The 17,739-nt window shown below is 70.4% G+C and carries 15 protein-coding genes; 12 read left to right on the forward strand and 3 right to left on the reverse strand.

What is annotated here, in order from left to right; all coding sequences use genetic code 11:
- Nucleotides 1-129: 129 nt before the first annotated feature.
- The 5 genes from AC1RCS_RS12525 to AC1RCS_RS12545 all read left to right on the forward strand — a co-directional run bounded on the left by AC1RCS_RS12525 (nucleotide 130) and on the right by AC1RCS_RS12545 (nucleotide 4,110).
- The gene (locus AC1RCS_RS12525) at nucleotides 130-1,005 is read left to right on the forward strand and encodes a PhzF family phenazine biosynthesis protein (RefSeq protein WP_492245114.1); all 876 of its coding nucleotides are present in this window, start codon (nucleotides 130-132) and stop codon (nucleotides 1,003-1,005) included.
- 26 nt (nucleotides 1,006-1,031) lie between these two features.
- Complete coding sequence (locus AC1RCS_RS12530; RefSeq protein ID WP_492245113.1) at nucleotides 1,032-1,715, forward strand: VOC family protein; 684 nt, start codon at nucleotides 1,032-1,034, stop codon at nucleotides 1,713-1,715.
- A gap of 5 nt (nucleotides 1,716-1,720) precedes the next feature.
- Nucleotides 1,721-2,362: a LysE family translocator gene (locus AC1RCS_RS12535; protein WP_218341811.1), complete on the forward strand. Its 642-nt coding sequence runs from the start codon at nucleotides 1,721-1,723 to the stop codon at nucleotides 2,360-2,362.
- Nucleotides 2,359-3,342, forward strand: coding sequence for a threonine dehydratase (locus AC1RCS_RS12540; RefSeq protein WP_492245112.1), 984 nt, complete (start codon nucleotides 2,359-2,361; stop codon nucleotides 3,340-3,342). Before AC1RCS_RS12535 ends, AC1RCS_RS12540 begins: the two co-directional genes overlap by 4 nt.
- A gap of 96 nt (nucleotides 3,343-3,438) precedes the next feature.
- Nucleotides 3,439-4,110: a histidine phosphatase family protein gene (locus tag AC1RCS_RS12545; RefSeq protein ID WP_492245111.1), complete on the forward strand. Its 672-nt coding sequence runs from the start codon at nucleotides 3,439-3,441 to the stop codon at nucleotides 4,108-4,110.
- 155 nt (nucleotides 4,111-4,265) lie between these two features.
- On the opposite strand, the gene AC1RCS_RS12550 is transcribed toward AC1RCS_RS12545, so the two are convergent.
- Nucleotides 4,266-5,132, reverse strand: coding sequence for a creatininase family protein (locus tag AC1RCS_RS12550; RefSeq protein WP_218296929.1), 867 nt, complete (start codon nucleotides 5,130-5,132; stop codon nucleotides 4,266-4,268).
- A 131-nt stretch (nucleotides 5,133-5,263) separates the two neighbouring features.
- Between AC1RCS_RS12550 and AC1RCS_RS12555 the strand changes: the two genes are divergently transcribed.
- From AC1RCS_RS12555 to AC1RCS_RS12570, 4 genes are all read left to right on the forward strand, one after another.
- Entirely contained in the window at nucleotides 5,264-6,019 is a 756-nt protein-coding gene (locus AC1RCS_RS12555) for an alanyl-tRNA editing protein (RefSeq protein ID WP_218296928.1), read from the forward strand.
- Between the two features lie 408 nt (nucleotides 6,020-6,427).
- A complete protein-coding gene (locus AC1RCS_RS12560) occupies nucleotides 6,428-10,228 on the forward strand; it encodes a DUF748 domain-containing protein (RefSeq protein ID WP_492245110.1) in 3,801 nt (1,266 codons plus the stop codon).
- Nucleotides 10,229-10,432: 204 nt separating this feature from the next.
- Nucleotides 10,433-12,673, forward strand: coding sequence for a protein-disulfide reductase DsbD family protein (locus AC1RCS_RS12565; RefSeq protein ID WP_492245109.1), 2,241 nt, complete (start codon nucleotides 10,433-10,435; stop codon nucleotides 12,671-12,673).
- A 55-nt stretch (nucleotides 12,674-12,728) separates the two neighbouring features.
- A complete protein-coding gene (locus tag AC1RCS_RS12570) occupies nucleotides 12,729-13,334 on the forward strand; it encodes a thioredoxin family protein (RefSeq protein WP_218296925.1) in 606 nt (201 codons plus the stop codon).
- Nucleotides 13,335-13,462: 128 nt separating this feature from the next.
- Here AC1RCS_RS12570 and AC1RCS_RS12575 read toward each other — a convergent pair whose 3' ends face one another.
- A complete protein-coding gene (locus tag AC1RCS_RS12575) occupies nucleotides 13,463-13,813 on the reverse strand; it encodes a hypothetical protein (protein WP_492245108.1) in 351 nt (116 codons plus the stop codon).
- 91 nt (nucleotides 13,814-13,904) lie between these two features.
- Between AC1RCS_RS12575 and AC1RCS_RS12580 the strand changes: the two genes are divergently transcribed.
- Nucleotides 13,905-14,420, forward strand: a complete 516-nt coding sequence (locus AC1RCS_RS12580) for a CoA-binding protein (protein WP_218341301.1) — start codon at nucleotides 13,905-13,907, stop codon at nucleotides 14,418-14,420.
- 60 nt (nucleotides 14,421-14,480) lie between these two features.
- Nucleotides 14,481-15,806, forward strand: a complete 1,326-nt coding sequence (locus tag AC1RCS_RS12585; protein WP_492245107.1) for an O-acetylhomoserine aminocarboxypropyltransferase/cysteine synthase family protein — start codon at nucleotides 14,481-14,483, stop codon at nucleotides 15,804-15,806.
- A gap of 13 nt (nucleotides 15,807-15,819) precedes the next feature.
- Here AC1RCS_RS12585 and AC1RCS_RS12590 read toward each other — a convergent pair whose 3' ends face one another.
- Nucleotides 15,820-16,629, reverse strand: coding sequence for an IclR family transcriptional regulator (locus tag AC1RCS_RS12590; RefSeq protein WP_492245106.1), 810 nt, complete (start codon nucleotides 16,627-16,629; stop codon nucleotides 15,820-15,822).
- Between the two features lie 143 nt (nucleotides 16,630-16,772).
- On the opposite strand from AC1RCS_RS12590, the gene AC1RCS_RS12595 reads away from it, so the two are divergent.
- Nucleotides 16,773-17,732 (forward strand): MBL fold metallo-hydrolase, encoded by a 960-nt coding sequence (locus tag AC1RCS_RS12595; RefSeq protein WP_218296919.1) that lies wholly within the window; start codon nucleotides 16,773-16,775, stop codon nucleotides 17,730-17,732.
- The last annotated feature ends 7 nt before the right edge of the window (nucleotides 17,733-17,739 follow it).

Below are 17,739 nucleotides of genomic sequence, written 5' to 3' on the forward strand. Positions count from 1 at the left end.
TCCCCCCGGCGCCCACCGAACACAGCTGAAAAACACCGAGCCACGTCCCCGGTCAGCCCCCGGCGTGCCCTCCCCCGATCGATCCGCCGCCCGTTTCACCACTTTTTTGTTCCAAGGACCACGACCACCATGCAACAGCGCCCCTTCAAGCAAGTCGACGTCTTCACCGACCAGCCCTACCGCGGCAACCCGCTGGCGGTGGTGCTCGATGGCACCGGCCTCAGCACCGAGGCCATGCAGGAGTTCACCAACTGGACCAACCTGTCCGAAGCCACCTTCCTGCTGCCCCCCACGCCCGAAGGCCGCGCCGCCGGTGCCGACTACCGCGTGCGCATCTTCTGCCCCGGGCGCGAATTGCCCTTTGCCGGCCACCCCACGCTGGGCAGCTGCCACGCCTGGCTGCAAGCCGGGGGCCAGCCCCGGGTGGCCGGCACCGTGGTGCAGGAGTGCGGCGTGGGCCTGGTCACGCTGCGCCAGGACGGCGAGCGCCTCGCGTTCGCGGCGCCCGCGCTCATCAAGAGCGGCCCGCTGCCCGAAGCCGATGTCGCCCTGATCGCGCGCGGCCTGGGCGTGGCGCGCGGCGACATCCTGCACCACGCCTGGTGCGACAACGGTCCCAACTGGCGCGGCGTGATGCTGCGCTCGGCCGAGCAGGTGCTGGCGCTCAGGCCGGACGCCAGCATCCTCGGCCATCTGGACGTGGGCGTGGTGGGCCCGCGCGGAAAAGTGGGCGTCATCGGCAGCACCGACGCCGAGGGCATTGCCTTCGAGGTGCGCGCCTTCTTCCCCGGCAACAACGGCCTGGCCGAAGACCCGGTGACCGGCAGCCTCAACGCCGCGCTGGCCCAGTGGCTCATCGGCGCCGGCCTGGCCCCCACCCGGTACGTGGCCAGCCAGGGCACCTGCCTGGCCCGCGCGGGCCGCGTGTTCGTGGAGCAGGACGGCGACACCATCTGGGTGGGCGGCAGCTCCGTCACCTGCGTGTCGGGCGAGGTGCTGCTGTGACGGTCGCCGCGCCCAGGCCGCCCTGCGTGGATCATCTGGTCGTGCTCGCGGCCGACCTGGCCTCGGGCGTGTCGTGGTGCGAACGCACGCTGGGCATCACACCCACGGCAGGCGGCGAACACCCGCTGATGGGCACGCACAATCGCATCCTGAATGTCGGGAGCACCGCGCATCCACGCACCTACCTGGAGATCATTGCTATCAACCCAGGAGCTGCTCGCGCAATACCAGAAAGCGCCAGACGCTGGTTTGACATGGATGATGCCGCCTTGCAGCACCAGGTGGCGCAACACGGCCCACGGCTCATCCACTGGGTGGCTTCCGTGCCCGACGTGGCCGAAGGGTGCGCCGCGCTGTCGGCGCTCGGCATGGAGCGCGGCGCCATCGTCACCGCCAGCCGTCCCACGCCGCAAGGGCTGCTGCAGTGGCAGATCACCGTGCGCGGCGACGGGCTGCGCCTGATGGACGGCTGCCTGCCCACGCTCATCCAGTGGAGCGATGCGCACCCTTGCGACAGCCTGCCGGTATCTGGCGTGCAACTGCAGTCCCTAGCGCTGCAGCACCCGCAATCGGCCACGCTGCAGGCCGCCTGCGCAGCCGTCGGCGTGGCGGCCCACGTGGCCGTGGGCGCGGGGGATGTGCCCCGCCTCACCGCCCAGCTCTCCACGCCGCGCGGCCCGGTCACCCTTTCATCCTTCATTCCGGAGTAACCACCATGCTCTTTTCCGCACAGGAACTGCTGCTCTTCGCGCTCGCCGCCCTCGTGCTGGTGCTCACGCCCGGCCCCAACATGGTCTATTGCGTCTCGCGCAGCCTCACGCAGGGGCCGCGCGCGGGGCTGATCTCGCTGGCGGGCGTGGTGCTGGGCTTTCTGGTGCACCTGCTGGCGGCGGCACTGGGCCTCACCGCGCTGCTGGCCGCCGTGCCCGTGGCGTTCGATGCCATCCGCTACGCCGGGGCCGCCTACCTGCTGTGGATGGCCTGGCAGGCCGTCAAGCCCGGCGGCGCCGCGCCCTTCGAGGCCCGCAACCTGCCGCACGACGGCCCGCGCACGCTGTTCCTCATGGGCTTCATGACCAACCTCCTGAACCCCAAGGTCGCCATGTTCTACCTGTCGTTCTTCCCGCAGTTCCTGCATCCCGAGCGCGGCCACCTGCTGCTGCAGAGCCTGACGCTGGGCGCGGTGCAGATCACCACCAGCGCGGCCGTCAACGCACTGCTGATCCTGTGCGCCGCCCGCGTGGCGCTGTTCCTCAACCGCAACGCCGCATGGATGCGGGCCCAGCGCTACTTCATGGGCACGGTGCTCGGCCTGCTCGCCCTCAGACTGCTCACCGAAAAGAAAGCCGCCGCATGAACGCCCGCCTCGACACCGCCCCCCTCCTGCCCACCCTGGCCGACATCGAGGCCGCCGCGCAGGTGGTGTACCGCGACTTTCCGCCCACGCCCCAGTACCGCTGGGGCCTGCTGAGCGAACGCCTGGGCACCGACTGCTGGCTCAAGCACGAGAACCACACGCCCGTGGGCGCCTTCAAGATCCGCGGCGGCCTGACCTACTTCGACCAGCTTGCCCGGCGCGGCGCCATGCCCCGGGAGGTGATCAGCGCCACGCGCGGCAACCACGGGCAGAGCATGGGCTGGGCCGCGCGCAGCCACGGCGTGGCCTGCACCATCGTCGTGCCCGAAGGCAACTCGGTCGAGAAGAACGCCGCCATGCGCGCGCTGGGCGTCACGCTCATCGAGCACGGCAGCGACTTCCAGGAGGCGCGCGAGTTCGCCATGGGCCTCGCGGCCGAGCGCGGCGCCCACATGGTGCCCAGCTTCCACCCCGACCTGCTGCGCGGCGTGAGCACCTACTGGTGGGAGTTCCTGCGCGCCGTGCCCCAGCTCGACGTGGTGTACGTGCCCATCGGCCAGGGTTCGGGCGCGTGCTCGGCCATCGCGGCCAAGCTGGCGCTGGGCCACGGCGTGCGCGTGGTGGGCGTGGTCAGCAGCCATGCCACCACCTACGCCGACTCGCTGGCCGCAGGCCGCGTGGTCGAGGCGCCGGTCACCACGCGCCTGGCCGACGGCATGGCCTGCCGCGTGGCCGACCGGGAGGCGCTGGCCATCATCGCCCCGCACATCGACCACATCGTGCAGGTGAGCGACGACGAGGTGGCCGCCGCCATGCGTGCCCTTTTCACCGACACGCACAACGTGGCCGAGGGCGCGGGCGCGGCCGCGCTGGCGGCGGCGCTGCAGGAGCGCGCGCAGCTCCAGGGGCAGGCAGTGGGCCTGGCGTTGACGGGAGGCAACGTCGACGCGCCGGTGTTCGGCAGCGTCCTGGCGGCCTGACCGCCTTGTCCATACGGGCTCAATTGCTACATCTTCAGTAGCATTGGTCGCTTGTGCGACAAGCGCCAGGGCCCGGATCTGGCCACAATCCGCCGCATGGGAACCCTCTACCTCGTGCGCCACGGCCAGGCCTCGTTTGGCGCGGATGACTACGACCAGCTGAGCGCGCGGGGCCGTGAGCAGGCCGTGCGCCTGGGCGAATACTGGCGCGCGCGCGGCCTGGCGTTCGACGCCGTGATCACCGGCACGCTGCGCCGCCACACACAAACGCTGGAAGGCATCGCCGAGGGCCTGCGGACCGCGCCCGAGGTGCTGCGGCTGCCGGGGCTCAACGAGTACGACAGCCATGCGCTGATCGCCGCCATCCACCCCCAGCCCCTGGGCCGCGCCGACACGCCCGAGCTGTACCGCCAGCATTTCCGCATCCTGTGCGACGCGCTCGCCCAGTGGATGGCCGGCGTCATCAGCCCGCAGGGCATGCCCAGCTGGAACGAATTCTCCGCCGGCGTGCGCGCGGCACTGGACCATGTGCGCCATCACCACGTAGGCCACAACGTGCTGCTGGTGAGCAGCGGCGGCCCCATCTCGACCGCCGTGGGCGAGGTGCTGGGCACGGCGCCCGAGGTGACGATCGCCCTGAACATGCGCCTGCGCAACAGCGCGGTGACGGAGTTCTCCATCGCGCCCAAGCGGCTGATGATGCAGACCTTCAACACCCTGCCGCACCTGAACGAGGGGCCGCACCTGGACTGGATCACGCACGCATAGCCGCCAGCGGGCCCGCCTGTTCCCCTGCCTGACCATCCAGCGCGCCCGGAACCGGGTTCAGGGCACGGGGTTCGAGCTCACGGGCGCAGCCGTGGCAAAGCCCGGCGAAGCATGGCGCCGCCGGGCCACGACGGGCTCGGCCAGCACATCCGGGCCTATTCCCATTCCGTATCGGGGCGCACCGTCTGCGGCGCCAGGTCCGCAAGCTCCTGCAGCAACGCCACCAGTTGGCCCGCCGCGGCCTCCACCACCGCGCGCCCCTTGCCCGCCGTGGCGCCAGCGGCATTGCCCACGGCACCCGCGGGGTGGTAGTCCTGCATCTGCCAGCCCAGCTTGGCGCTCTTGCCGTTGCCCAGAATGGCGTAACGCTCCGCCCGGTCCTGCGACGTGGAGCGGAAATCCCGCGCGTGCTCCATGTGCACCGCGCCAGGCGCCAGGTGCAGCATCATCGAGGTCTCGATCTCGCCCGCGTGGATGCCAAAGCGGTGCTCCTCGCCGCTGAACTGGCCCGCCACCGCATCGGGCAGCGGCAGGCTGAACCAGCTGGCGCTGTAGACGATGAGGTCGCAGCGCGTGCGCAGTTCGCGCGCCACGATGTCCATCACGCTCACCTGGCCGCCGTGGCCGTTGAACAGCAGCAGCTTCTTGATGCCCGCACGGGCCACACATTCGCCGATCTCGGTCCACAGCGCGATCACCGTGGCTGGAGACAGCGTGAGCGTGCCCGGAAAGCGGATGTGCTCCGGGCTCAGGCCCACGTTCTGCGGCGGCAGGAAGAGCACGGGCAGGTCGGCGGGCAGCTGCGGCAGCGCCGCGTCGATCACGCCCTGCAGCAGGGTGGCATCCACCGACAGCGGCAGGTGCGGGCCATGCTGCTCGACGGCGGCCACGGGCAGCACGGCCACCACCTGGCCGGCCTGGCCCGTGCCCTGCAGCGCGGCAAAGTCGCGGGTGGACAGATCGGCCCAGAAGCGGGAGGGCAAGGCGGGGCGGGCGGAGGAGGTCGCGGCGGCAGCGGTCATGCCGCGATGTTAGGGCCTGTCCGGGGCCGCGTCACTTCGGCGCCGCCTTGCCCAGCCCATGGCAGCCGGCGGCCCGCGCCCGTGGTATCCCTGCAGCCACGGGGCGCCGCCCATGCCGCTACCATCACCGCATGACCCAAGACATCTTCCGACAAGACGCCTACCTGCGCGACTGCGATGCGCACGTCACCGCCATCACCGACACCGGCGCCATCGTGCTGGACCGCACGGTGTTCTATCCGCTGGGCGGGGGCCAGGCCGGCGACAGCGGCGTGCTCTTGCTCGCCGACGGCAGCAGCATCGCCATCGCCGACACCCGCAAGGGCAAGGACGCCGAAGGCCATGCCACCAGCGACATCGTGCATGTCCCCGCCCCGGGGCAGGAAGACCGCGTGGCCCAGCTCGCGGCAGGCACCGCCGTGACCGCCCGCATCGACTGGGAACGCCGCCACCGCATGATGCGCCTGCACACCACCTCGCACCTGCTGTGCCATGTGGTGCCGCAGCTGGTCAACGGCTGCTCCATCACCCCCGACTACGCGCGGCTGGACTTTGCGATGACCGACCCGCTCGACAAGGAAGCCCTCACCGCCGCCATCGCCGCCCTGGTGGCCGCCGCGCACCCGCTCACGGTGGCCTCGATCAGCGACGAAGAACTGGACGCCAACCCTGCCCTGGTCAAAAGCATGAGCGTGCAGCCCCCGCGCGGCACGGGGCGCATCCGCACCATCCGCATCGGGGGTGACAGCGGTGCACCGCTGATCGACCTGCAGCCCTGTGGCGGCACCCATGTGGCCAACACGTCCGAGATCGGCGCCATCGTGGTGACGAAGATTGAAAAGAAAAGCGCCACCACCCGCAGGGTGGTGCTGGGCTTTGCCCAGTGAGCGCAGCGAAGAGCGCTTTTCTTTGGGGAGCACTCATGGGTGCGCAGCGCAAATGAGTGCCCCCAAAAAGACGTGGCACTGCCCCACCACCCGCAGGGTGGTGCTGGGCTTTGCCCAGTGAGCGCAGCGAAGAGCGCTTTTCCTTGGGGTGCACTCATGGGTGCGCAGCGCAAATGAGTGCGCACCAAAAGACGTGGCACTTGGCCACCACCCGCAGGGTGGCACCGGGCTTTGCCCAGTGAGCCCACGCCCTGGCCACCCCCTCAAATGTCAACAATCTTGAGCCAGGGCGGTACCCCCGTTGCATTGGTTTACGCGGCCTGACGTACAACAGGGACAATAGCGGCCCGCGCACGCGGTCTTGCACCAGGCCTCCTGGGACGGCGGCGCTCACTTCTGCCTGCCGCCATGCCGTTTTCCCTGCGCTCCGTCACCCCTGCCTCCGTCCGCCAGCACCGCTGGTTCCGCCCCATCGTGCGCGCCGCCCTGGCCCTGGCCGGGCTGTGGCTGTTGACCTGGCTGGCCGTGCCGCCGCTGCTCAAGGGCCCGCTGGAGCGCGCAGCCACCGCGCAGCTGGGCCGTGCCGTGACGGTGGGCGCGATCGATTTCAAGCCCTGGACGCTGGAGCTGGCCCTGCGCGACGTGGCGGTGGCCGGCGCCGACGAGGGCGCGCCACCCCAGCTCACCATCGGCCGCATCTACGCCGACGGCGAACTGCAGTCACTGCTGCGCCTGGCGCCCGTGGTGGATGCCTTCACCGTGGAAAACCCCGTGCTGCGCCTCACGCACCGCGGCGATGGCCATTACGACGTGGACGACATCATCGCCAAGGTCACCGCGCCCACGAACGAGCCCGACACGGGGCCGGCGCGCCTGGCGCTCTACAACCTGGCGCTGACCGGCGGCAGCATCGACTTCACCGACAGCAGCGTGGGCAAGACCCACGAGGTGCGCGAGCTGGCGCTGCAGGTGCCGTTCGTGAGCACGCTTTCCAGCCAGCGCGACGTGAAGGTCGAGCCCCACCTGGCGTTCGTGCTGGGCGGCAGCCGCTTCGACTCCTCCGCCCAGGGCACCCCTTTTGCCCAGACCACCCATGCCGACGCGAACGTCCGCTGGCAGGGGCTGAATCTCGCGCCCTATCTGGGGTACCTGCCCGCGAGCCTGCCGGTCAAGGTGCAGGGCGCCACGCTGGATGTGGATGTGAAAGTGGCGTTCGAGCAGGCGCCCCGCATGGCCGTGAAGCTCAGCGGGACCGTACAGGCACGCGATGTGCGCATGACCGACCGGGGCGGTCAGGACCTGCTGGCCTACGACGGGCTGAAGATCGACATGGCCGATGTGCGGCCGCTGGAACAGATCGTGCGCCTGAGCCATGTGGAGCTGACCGCGCCCGTGGTGACCGCCACGCGCAACGCGTCGGGCGACATCAACTGGGCCCAGCTGGCCCAGGCGCCGTCGGCCCCCGCGCAGGTCGCACAGGCCGCGCCGGCCAGCGCCGCGCGCGGGCCCGCCAGCTCCGAGGCAGCGCCCCCAACACCCGCCAGCGGCGCTGCATCGGGCCCCGCGCGCGCCAGGGCCGCAGCCCCCCGCGCGCCCGCGCCCTGGGAGGTGTCCGTCGCCAGCGCCGCGGTGCGGGGCGGCACCGTGCGCTGGGTCGACCAGGGCACGCGCCCGGCCGCCGCGCTGCAGGCCACCGACTTCACGCTGGACGCCGCCGGCATCGCCCTGCCCTTCACTGAATCGTCGAAGCCCTTCACCTTCAAGGGGGGCCTCAACGTGCAAGGCAGCGCCCTGGCCTTCGTGGGCGAAGCCACCGACCGGCGGGCGCAGACCACTGTCTCGGTCAACGCGCTGGCCCTGCAGCTGGCGGCCCCCTATCTGGCGCAGGCGCTGGAGCCGCAGGTGTCCGGACAGCTGACGGGCGACGTGGCCGTGCTGTGGGAGGCGCCCAGCCCCAAGGCCGCGCAGGCCGGCGCCACCGGCGTCACCCTGACGGCCGGCCCCCTGGCCCTGGAGCAACTGTCGGTGAAGCAGGGCAGGACCACGCTGGCCAGCCTGGGCAAGCTGGAGGTGCAGGGCGCCCAGGTGCCGCTGGATGCCCGCACGGTCACGCTGGAGAAGCTGACCCTCAGCCAGCCGCAGGCCACGGTGGACCGGGGCGCGGACGGGCGCTGGATGTTCGAGCGCTGGGCCAAGGGCGCCAGCCCGTCGCCAGCCCCCGCCAGCCCGCCCCCAGGCACCGCCGCGGCCGCCCCCTGGAAGCTGCGCGTGGCCGATTTCGCCGTGCAGGGAGGCGTGGTCTCCTTCGCCGACAACGCCCAGGCACGGCCCGTGGCCCTGGAAGTTTCCGCCCTGAACCTGAGCGCCAGGAACCTTGCCAGCGACGGCGCCAGGCCCGAGGCCTTCCAGCTCTCGGCGCGCGTGGCCGCGCCCGGCAAGGGTGGCGCCAGGGGCGCGGGCAAGCCCGAGGCAGGCCGGATCGACTACCAGGGCACCCTGGCCCTGCAGCCCCTGGCCGCGCAGGGCAAGCTCGACATCGCGCGGCTGCCGCTGCATGCGCTGGACGGCTACCTGGCCAGCCAGCTGTCGGTGGAGCTGCTGCGCGCGGACGTGGGTTTCCGGGGCCAGGTCGCGCTGGCGCAGAACGACAAGGGCACCAGCCTGCGCCTGGCGGGCGACGCCGCCGTCGACGAACTCAAGGCCAACAGCACGGCCGCCTCCACGCCCAAGACCGAGGCGCAGGTGGGCGAGGAACTGCTGGCCTGGAAAAGCCTGAGCCTGCGCGGCCTGTCCGTGGCCACGGCGCCGGGCACGGCGCCGCGCGTGGAGGTCAAGGAGACCAGCCTGGTGGACTTCTTCGCGCGCATCACCGTGAACGAGGCCGGCCGCATCAACCTGAGCGACATCGCCAAGACCCCCGCCGAGGCGCAGGCCGCGAACGCCGCCAGCGCCGCAGCGAGCGGCCCCGCGGCCTCTGCCTCCGCCGCGGCCCCCGCCAGCGCCGCGGTGGCCCAGGCCGACCCGCTGGCCCCGGTGGTGCAGTTCGGGCCGGTGAGCCTGGTCAATGGCCGGGTGGCGTTCTCGGACTTCTTCATCCGGCCCAACTACTCGGCCGACCTCTCGGAGCTGACCGGCCGGCTCAGCGCGTTCTCTTCCGAGGCGCCGGGCGGCGAACCCATGCTGGCCGATCTGGAGCTGCGCGGCCGTGCCGAGGGCTCGGCGTCGCTGGAAGTCACCGGCAAGCTCAACCCGCTGGCCAAGCCCCTGGCGCTCGACATCGTGGGCAAGGTGCGCGACCTGGAGCTGCCGCCGCTCACGCCGTATGCGGTGAAGTACGCCGGACACGGCATCGAGCGCGGCAAGCTCAGCATGGACGTGAACTACAAGGTGCTGCCGAGCGGCCAGCTCACGGCCAGCAACCGGCTGGTGCTCAACCAGCTGACCTTTGGCGAGCCGGTGGAGGGTGCGCCCAACAGCCTGCCGGTGAAGCTGGCGGTGGCGCTGCTGGCCGACCGCGACGGCGTGATCGACCTGGACCTGCCCATCAGCGGCTCGCTGAACGACCCGCAGTTCCGCCTGGGCCCGGTGATCGGCCGGATCATCGTCAACCTCATCGGCAAGGCCCTCACCGCCCCCTTCAGCCTGCTGGCCAGCGCCTTTGGCGGCGGCAACGAGCTGAGCCATGTGGCCTTCGCGCCGGGCAGCGCCGCGCTCACGGCCGAGGCGAAACAGAATCTGGACAAGGTGGTGAAGGCGCTGACCGACCGGCCGGCCCTCAAGATCACCGTGACCGGCATGGCGAGCCTCAAGGACGAGCGCGAAGGCCTGCAGCGCGAACGCCTGCAGCAGCTGGTGGCCGCCGAAAAGCGCCGTGCGGGCGGGGGCGACACGGCAGCGCCCGTGTCGGCGGCCGAGTACCCCGCCCTGCTCAAGGAGGTGTACCGCCGCGCCGACATCCCCAAGCCGCGCAACCTGGTGGGCCTGGCCAAGGACCTCACGGTGCCCGAGATGGAAACCCTGCTGATCACCAGCCAGAGCGCCACCGACGCGATGGCCGCCGAACTCGCGCAGGAACGCGGCCAGGCGATCCGGGCCTATCTGGTGGCGCAGAAGCTGCCCGCCGAACGGCTGTTCGTGGCCGCGCCCAAGTCGGGCAGCCAGCCCGACAAATGGACACCGCGTGCGGAACTGAGCCTGAACACCCAGTAGCCCCCGTGCCGCCACGAGACGCGGCGGCTCTTCGGAGCGGTCCCCGGCGCCTCGTGCCGGAGCTGCTGCGCCCGTTTCCCCAGGGGGCCCGCGGGGGGCGCCCCGTTCCAGAGGGAGGGCGGTCCCGCGCACAATGGCGGATTCACTGAATGGACGGCCGGGCGCCGGAACCAACGGCGCCGCGCCTGCTCCCACACTGCAACCATGCCCCAACGCCTGCTCCACCGCCTTGCAGTCACTCTGCTTTTCATAGCTGCTAGCGCTTTATGGACAAGCGCTAGCGCCCAATTCAGCCCCAAAACCAGCGGCCAGGGCACGAGCGTGGTCACCACGCCGTATGTGCGGGCCGAGCTGATGGCCCATGCCCCCCAGGGCGTAGCGCCCGGCCAGCCGCTGTGGCTCGGCCTCTCGATCACCCACCAGCCCGAGTGGCATACCTACTGGAAGAACCCCGGCGACTCCGGCCTGCCCACCGACCTGGCCTGGACGCTGCCCGCCGGCCTGGACGCGGGCGAGATCGCCTGGCCCCTGCCCCGCAAGATCCCCATCGGCACCCTGGCCAACTACGGCTATGAAGGCACGGTGCTGCTGCCCGTGCCCGTCACGGTGGCCGGCAGCTTTGCCGCCGGGCCGCTCGCCAGGGACGCCACGATCAAGCTGCGCGCATCCTGGCTGGTCTGCCGCAAGGAGTGCATCCCCGAAGAGGGCGAATTCACGCTGCAACTGCCCCTGCGCAGCACCACGGCCCTGAACGGCGCCGCGTTCGAGGCGGCCGCCCAGGCGCAGCCCCGGCCCGTGCTGGCGGGCACCGGCGGCATCGTGCCGGACAGCCAGGCGCAGATTTCCGACGGCAATGCGCTGCAGGTCAGCGTGCAGGGCCTGCCCGTGGCGCTGCGGGGCAAGACGCTGGACCTGTTCCCCGAAACCGCCGAGGTCATCGACAACGCCGCCAGTTGGAAGCAGGCCTGGAACGGCACCGTCTGGACCGCGCAGATTCCCCTGTCTGCCCAGCGCAGCAACAGCCCCACGCTGATGCCCGTGGTGCTGGCCGAGCAGATGGCCGCGCACGCCACCGGCCCCGACACCCGCACCGGCTACCGGGCCGAGCTCAAGGTGCTGGGCACCTGGCCTCCTGCTGCCTCGGTGGCCAGCGTGTCGCCTGCCTTGGAGGCCGCGCTCAAGGCCAATGCAGCGCAAGCGGGAGGAGCAGCGGCGTCGGCCGCAGGCTCCGGCGCATCGCCACTCACCCTCGCGGCGGCGCTGCTGGGTGCCTTGCTCGGCGGCCTCATCCTCAACCTCATGCCCTGCGTGTTCCCAGTACTGGCGATCAAGGTGGTGGGCTTCACCCGGCACGCGCAGGACCGCCGCGCGCACCGGCTCAGCGGCATGGCCTACGCGGCGGGCGTGGTGCTGTCGTTCATGCTGCTCGGCGCGCTCATGCTGGGCCTGCGCGCGGCGGGCGAGGCCATTGGCTGGGGCTTTCAGCTGCAGTCGCCGGCCGTGGTGGCCTCGCTGGCGGCGCTGTTCACGCTGATCGCGCTCAACCTGGCGGGGGTGTTCGAGTTCGGGCAGTTCCTGCCGTCCTCGGTGGCCAGCCTGCAGGCGCGCCACCCGGTGGCCGACAGCTTCCTGACCGGCGTGCTGGCCGTGGCCGTGGCATCACCCTGCACCGCACCATTCATGGGCGCATCGCTGGGCCTCACGGCCACCCTGCCCGCGCCGCAGGCGCTGGCCGTGTTCGCAGCGCTGGGCCTGGGCCTGGCGCTGCCGTTTCTGGCCGCGAGTTTCATCCCCGCCGTGGCCCGCGCGCTGCCGCGCCCCGGCGCGTGGATGGACACCTTCCGCAAGCTCATGGCCTTCCCCATGCTGGCCACCGTGGTCTGGCTGGTGTGGGTGCTGGGCCAGCAAAGCGGCATCGACGGCGCCGGTGCGCTGCTGATCCTGCTGGTGGGGCTGTCGCTGGTGGTGTGGGCGCTGTCGCTGGCGGGCCGCGCGCGCGTGTGGATGGCCAGTGTGTCCATCGCGGCGATGGCCTTGCTGGTCTGGGCCTTTGCGCCGCATATCACCACCATGCCCGCCACGCAGGCCGCCCCGCAGGTTTCCGCCAACGGCTGGCAGCCCTGGGCACCCGGCGCGGCCGAGCAGATCGTGGCCACGGGCCGCCCCGTGTTCGTGGACTTCACCGCCGCATGGTGCGTGACCTGCCAATACAACAAGAAGACCACGCTGGCCGACGCCGACGTGATCGCCGACCTGCAGGCCAGGAACGTGGCCCTGCTGCGCGCGGACTGGACGCGCCGCGACCCCGACATCACCGCCGCGCTGGCGGCGCTGGGCCGCAGCGGCGTGCCCGTGTATGTGTTCTACCGGCCCGGCAAGCCGCCCGTGGTGCTGACCGAGGTGCTCAGCGTGGACGAGGTGCGCTCCACCATTGCCCAGTTGTAGAGGTTTTCACCCCGTTTCTTTTCCATCGACAGCCAACCCTTCAGGAGAGTCCGCCATGAAGATGCTTCGCCGTACGTTGATTGCCACCGCCGCGCTGGTGGCGCTGGGTGCCCAGGCCGCCGCGACCGTGGGCCAGCCCGCCCCGGACTTCACGCTCAAGGACGCCGCCGGCAAGACGGTGCGCCTGTCGGACTTCAGGGGCAAACATGTGGTGCTGGAGTGGACCAATCCCGGCTGCCCCTTCGTGCGCAAGCACTACGACAGCGGCAACATGCCCGCCACGCAGAAGCACGCCACCGGCCAGAACGTGGTGTGGCTGGCGGTCAATTCCACCGAGAAGGCCAGCAGCGACTACCTGGAGCCCGCCAAACTCACGGCCTGGCTCGCCGAACGCAAGGCCGTGCCCACCGCCGTGCTCATGGACGAGGAAGGCACCGTGGGCAAAAGCTATGGCGCGCGCACCACGCCGCACCTGTACATCGTCAACCCGCAGGGCGTGCTGGTCTATGCGGGCGGCATCGACAGCATCCCCTCGGCCCGCCCGGCCGACATCGAGAAGGCCACCAACTATGTGAAGGTGGGGCTGGCCGAGGCGCTGGCGGGCAAGCCCATCACGGCCGCGACGACCGCGCCGTATGGCTGCAGCATCAAGTACAAGTAGGAAGCCCCCCTGAGGCGCTGCGCGCCTTCCCCCCGGCGGGGGACGCCACCGGTGGCCTGGCGGAGCCAGTTCCACGGTGGCACTGGTGTGGGGAGCGCGCCAGTTTTTACGAGTGTGGCGGGCTCGGCTCAGCGCGCCACGCAGTTCACGCGCAGCACACGGGGCGCCTGGAAGAACATCGTGTTGCCCTGGCCACGGATGTAGGTGCCACCGTCGCCGTACCCAAAGCCGGTGACCACACGCTCAGGCTGCAGCGGCACGGTGCGGCCGTTCATCTCCAGCAGCGCCGGGCCATCGGGCTGGGCGGGCCAGTGCACCACCAGCATGGGGCCACGGTCACAGGAGTAGGTCGTGACACGCTGGACCTTGGGGACATCGGGCGCGCGGGGCGGCGTGCAGGCGCTCAGGGCAACGGTGGACAGGACAACGGCGGCGGCCACAAGGCCAGTGGCGCGGCGAGCGCGTGGGGGGTTCTGCACGGGATCTCCTCGGAATCTGGGGCGGGGCCACAGTGTGGATGGACAACGGTGCTCTGGCGCCGCAGCAGTCCGTCCCCATACACTGCCATGTATGACACGCACGCCCGACACCATCAGCACCCTGCGCGATATTCTGACGCACTGCCGCACCCTTGCGGTGGTGGGACTGTCGCCCCAATGGCACAGGCCCAGCTATTTCGCGGCCAAGTACATGCAGGCGCATGGCTACCGCATCGTGCCGGTGAATCCGCTCGTCGCGCGCGAGGGCGGGCAGATTCTGGGGGAGACGGCCTACGCCAGCGTGGCCGATGCCGCCCGGGCGCTCGCGGCCCGGGGCGAACGCATCGACATGGTGGACTGCTTTCGCAAGAGCGAGGACATCCCCCCGCTGGCCGAGGAGGCGATCGCCATCGGTGCGCGCTGCCTGTGGCTGCAGCTGGGCGTGTTCAACGAGGCCGCCCGCCTGCAGGCAGAGGCCGCCGGGCTGCAGGTGGTCGAAAACCGCTGCGTGAAGATCGAGCACGCGCGGCTGTTTGGCGGCCTGGGCTGGATGGGCGTGAACACGCGCGTCATCAGCGCCAAGCGCCTGCGGCAACTGCCTTACTAGCAAATTCATAGCAGTCAGCGCTTGCCCATCAAGCGCTTGCGGCCAATTTCATTCAAGACCATGTCCTCATCAGACCACCCCTCCGGCGCCGACCGCGACTTCGGCTTCGGCACCCGCGCCATCCACGCCGGCGCCCAGCCCGACCCCGTGACCGGCGCACGCGCCACGCCGATCCACCAGACGACCAGCTTCGTGTTCGACAACGCCGAACACGCGAGCAGCCTGTTCAACCTGCAGACCTTCGGCAACGTCTACAGCCGCATCAGCAACCCTACGGTGGCCGTGTTCGAGGAGCGCATCGCCAGCCTGGAGAACGGCCGCGCGGCGCTGGCCTGCGCCAGCGGCATGGCCGCGCAGATGGCGGCGCTGCTGGCCATCCTGAAGACCGGCGACCACATCGTGGCGGCCAGCACGCTCTATGGCGGCACGGTGGGCCAGCTCGGCGTGGGCTTTGGCCGCCTCGGCATCGAGACCACGTTCGTGGACCCGGCCGACCCCGAGAACTTTGCCCGCGCCATGCGCCCCCACACCCGCGCCGTGTACGGCGAGACCATCGGCAACCCGCTGGTCAACGTGCTCGACATCGCGGCCGTGGCCGAGGTGGCGCATGCGCACGGCGTGCCGCTCATCATCGACAACACGGTGGCCAGCCCCTACCTGTGCAACCCGCTGGCCCTGGGCGCCGACATCGTGGTGCACAGCGCCACCAAGTACATCGGCGGCCACGGCACGACCATGGGCGGCGTGGTGGTGGAGGGCGGCAAGTTCCCGTGGGACAACGGCAAGTTCCCCGAGATGGTGGAGCCCAGCCGCGCCTACCACGGCGTGAAGTTCTACGAGACCTTCGGCGACTTCGGCTACACCATGAAGGCGCGCATGGAGGTCAACCGCACCTTCGGTGGCGTGCTCTCGCCCATGAACGCCTGGCAGCTGCTGCAGGGCGCCGAGACGCTGCACCTGCGCATGCGCGAGCACTGCCGCAATGCGCTGGCCGTGGCGAAGTTTCTGCAAGGCCACCCACAGGTGGCGTGGGTCAACTACCCCGGTTTGGCAGATTCGCCGTATTTCGACTTGGCACAAAAGCAGTTCCGCGCCGTGGACGGAACGCCCGGAGCCTCGGGCATCCTCACGTTCGGCGTGAAGGGCGGCGCGGCGGCGGGCGAGAAGTTCATCGACGCCTGCGAGTTCCTGAGCCACCTGGCCAACATCGGCGACGCCAAGACGCTGGTGATCCACCCCGCCTCCACCACCCACCGCCAGCTGAGCGAAGAAGAGCTGGCCCGCGCGGGCGTGAGCGCGGACATGGTGCGGCTGTCGGTGGGGATCGAGGATGTGGACGACATCCTGTGGGATATCGACCAGGCGCTGGGGCGCGCAACCGCCTGAACGCCCTGGCGCACTAGGCGGAGCTCACCGGCGCCCCCAGCCGTTGTGACAGGCTCCGCGCGGCCTCGCGCAGATGCCGCGCCGCCGGGCTGGCGGGACCCGTCCGCAGCGTGGCGCTGGGCCCGATCACCGCCAAGCACAGCACCAGCTGCCCGAACCCGTCAAACACCGGCGTGGCCAGCGCGCTGATGCCGGGCAGGAGCTGGTCGGTCACCTCGCTGATCTGGTGCGTGCGCACCGCCTCCAGTTCGGCCGCGAACGCTGGTTCATCCAGCGCGCCCGCGAACCCTTCGGCCGCCAAGGCTGCGGCGGCGCGTTCGCTCGGCCCGAAGGCCGCGAACACCTTGCCCGTGGCCGTGTGGCGCACCGAGGCCGTGGTGCCGTGGCGCATGGCCACGTACACGGCCGTGGGGCCTTCCTCGACACGGATGATGGTCGGGCCGCTGTCGCCCCACACCGAGGCCGACACGGTGTAGCCGATGCGCTGGGCCAGCGCGGGCAGCTCGGCGATGGCCAGGCGCACCGGGTCCACCTGCTGCAGGCTGATCAGGCCCAGCTGCATGGCCAAGGGGCCCAGGCCGTAGTGGCCGCTCACGGCGTCCTGCTCGATCAGGCCCAGCTTGCCAAAGCTCACCAGGTAGGGGTGGGCCTTGGCGGCCGTCATGTCCGCCGCGCGGGCCAGGTCCTTGAGCGCCATGCGCCGGCCGGTGCGCGCCAGCACCTTCAGCAACTGCCCACCCACCTCCACGCTCTGGATGCCGCGCGGGCTGCGGGGCGTGTCTTCGTCATCGGCAAGGGGCAGGTCGGGGGTCGTGATGGGCATGGGCCCGATTGTCCACGCCTGGCGGCAAGGCAAGCCTCTTCGGGTTTTCACCTAAACGAATGCATTAGACATGAACGAATTTCTTGCCTAACATCAACACATTCCGTTTAGATAAACGCATTCATCATTAACAAATCACCACCATGAGCACCGTCAAAACCTTTGCCTCCGCCGCCGACCTCGAAGTGAAGAAGGTGAGCTTCGACAAGCTCTCCGACCACGCCTATGCCTACACCGCCGAGGGCGACCCCAACACCGGCATCATCATTGGCGACGACGCCGTGATGGTCATCGACACGCAGGCCACGCCGGTGATGGCGCAGGACGTGATCCGCCGCATCCGCGAAGTCACCGACAAGCCCATCAAGTACGTGCTGCTCTCCCACTACCACGCCGTGCGCGTGCTGGGTGCCAGCGCCTACGGCGCCGAGCACATCATCGCCAGCGAAGACACGCGCGACCTGATCGTGGAGCGCGGCCAGTTCGACAAGGACAGTGAGATCGGCCGCTTTCCGCGCCTGTTCCAGAACGTGGAGAGCGTGCCCGAGGGCCTGACCTGGCCGACCATGACCTTCAACAAGAAGATGACCTTGTGGCTGGGCAGCGTGGAAGTGCAGATCCTGCAACTGGGCCGGGGCCACACCAAGGGCGACACGGTGGCCTGGCTGCCGCAGGAAAAAATCCTCTTTTCCGGAGACCTGGTGGAGTTCGACGCCACGCCGTATGCGGGCGATGCGTACTTCCAGGACTGGCCGCAGACCCTGGACAACCTGGCCGCCCTGAAGCCCGAGAAGCTAGTGCCCGGCCGGGGCGCCGCGCTGCAGACGCCCGAGCAGGTGCAGGCGGGCCTGGCGGGCACGCGCGCCTTCATCAGCGACCTGTACGAAAGCGTCAAGGCCAGCGCCGCCCAAGGCGAGGACCTGCGCAAGGTGTACGAGGCCACCTTCGCGAAGCTGCAACCCAAGTACGGCCACTGGGTGATCTTCAACCACTGCATGCCGTTCGACGTGACCCGCGCCTACGACGAGGCCACGCAGTACCCCGACCCGCGCATCTGGACGGCCGAGCGCGACATTCAGATGTGGAAATCTCTGGAAGGCTGAGCCACTG

The organism is Acidovorax sp. GW823-FHT01C06, from assembly GCF_058798375.1.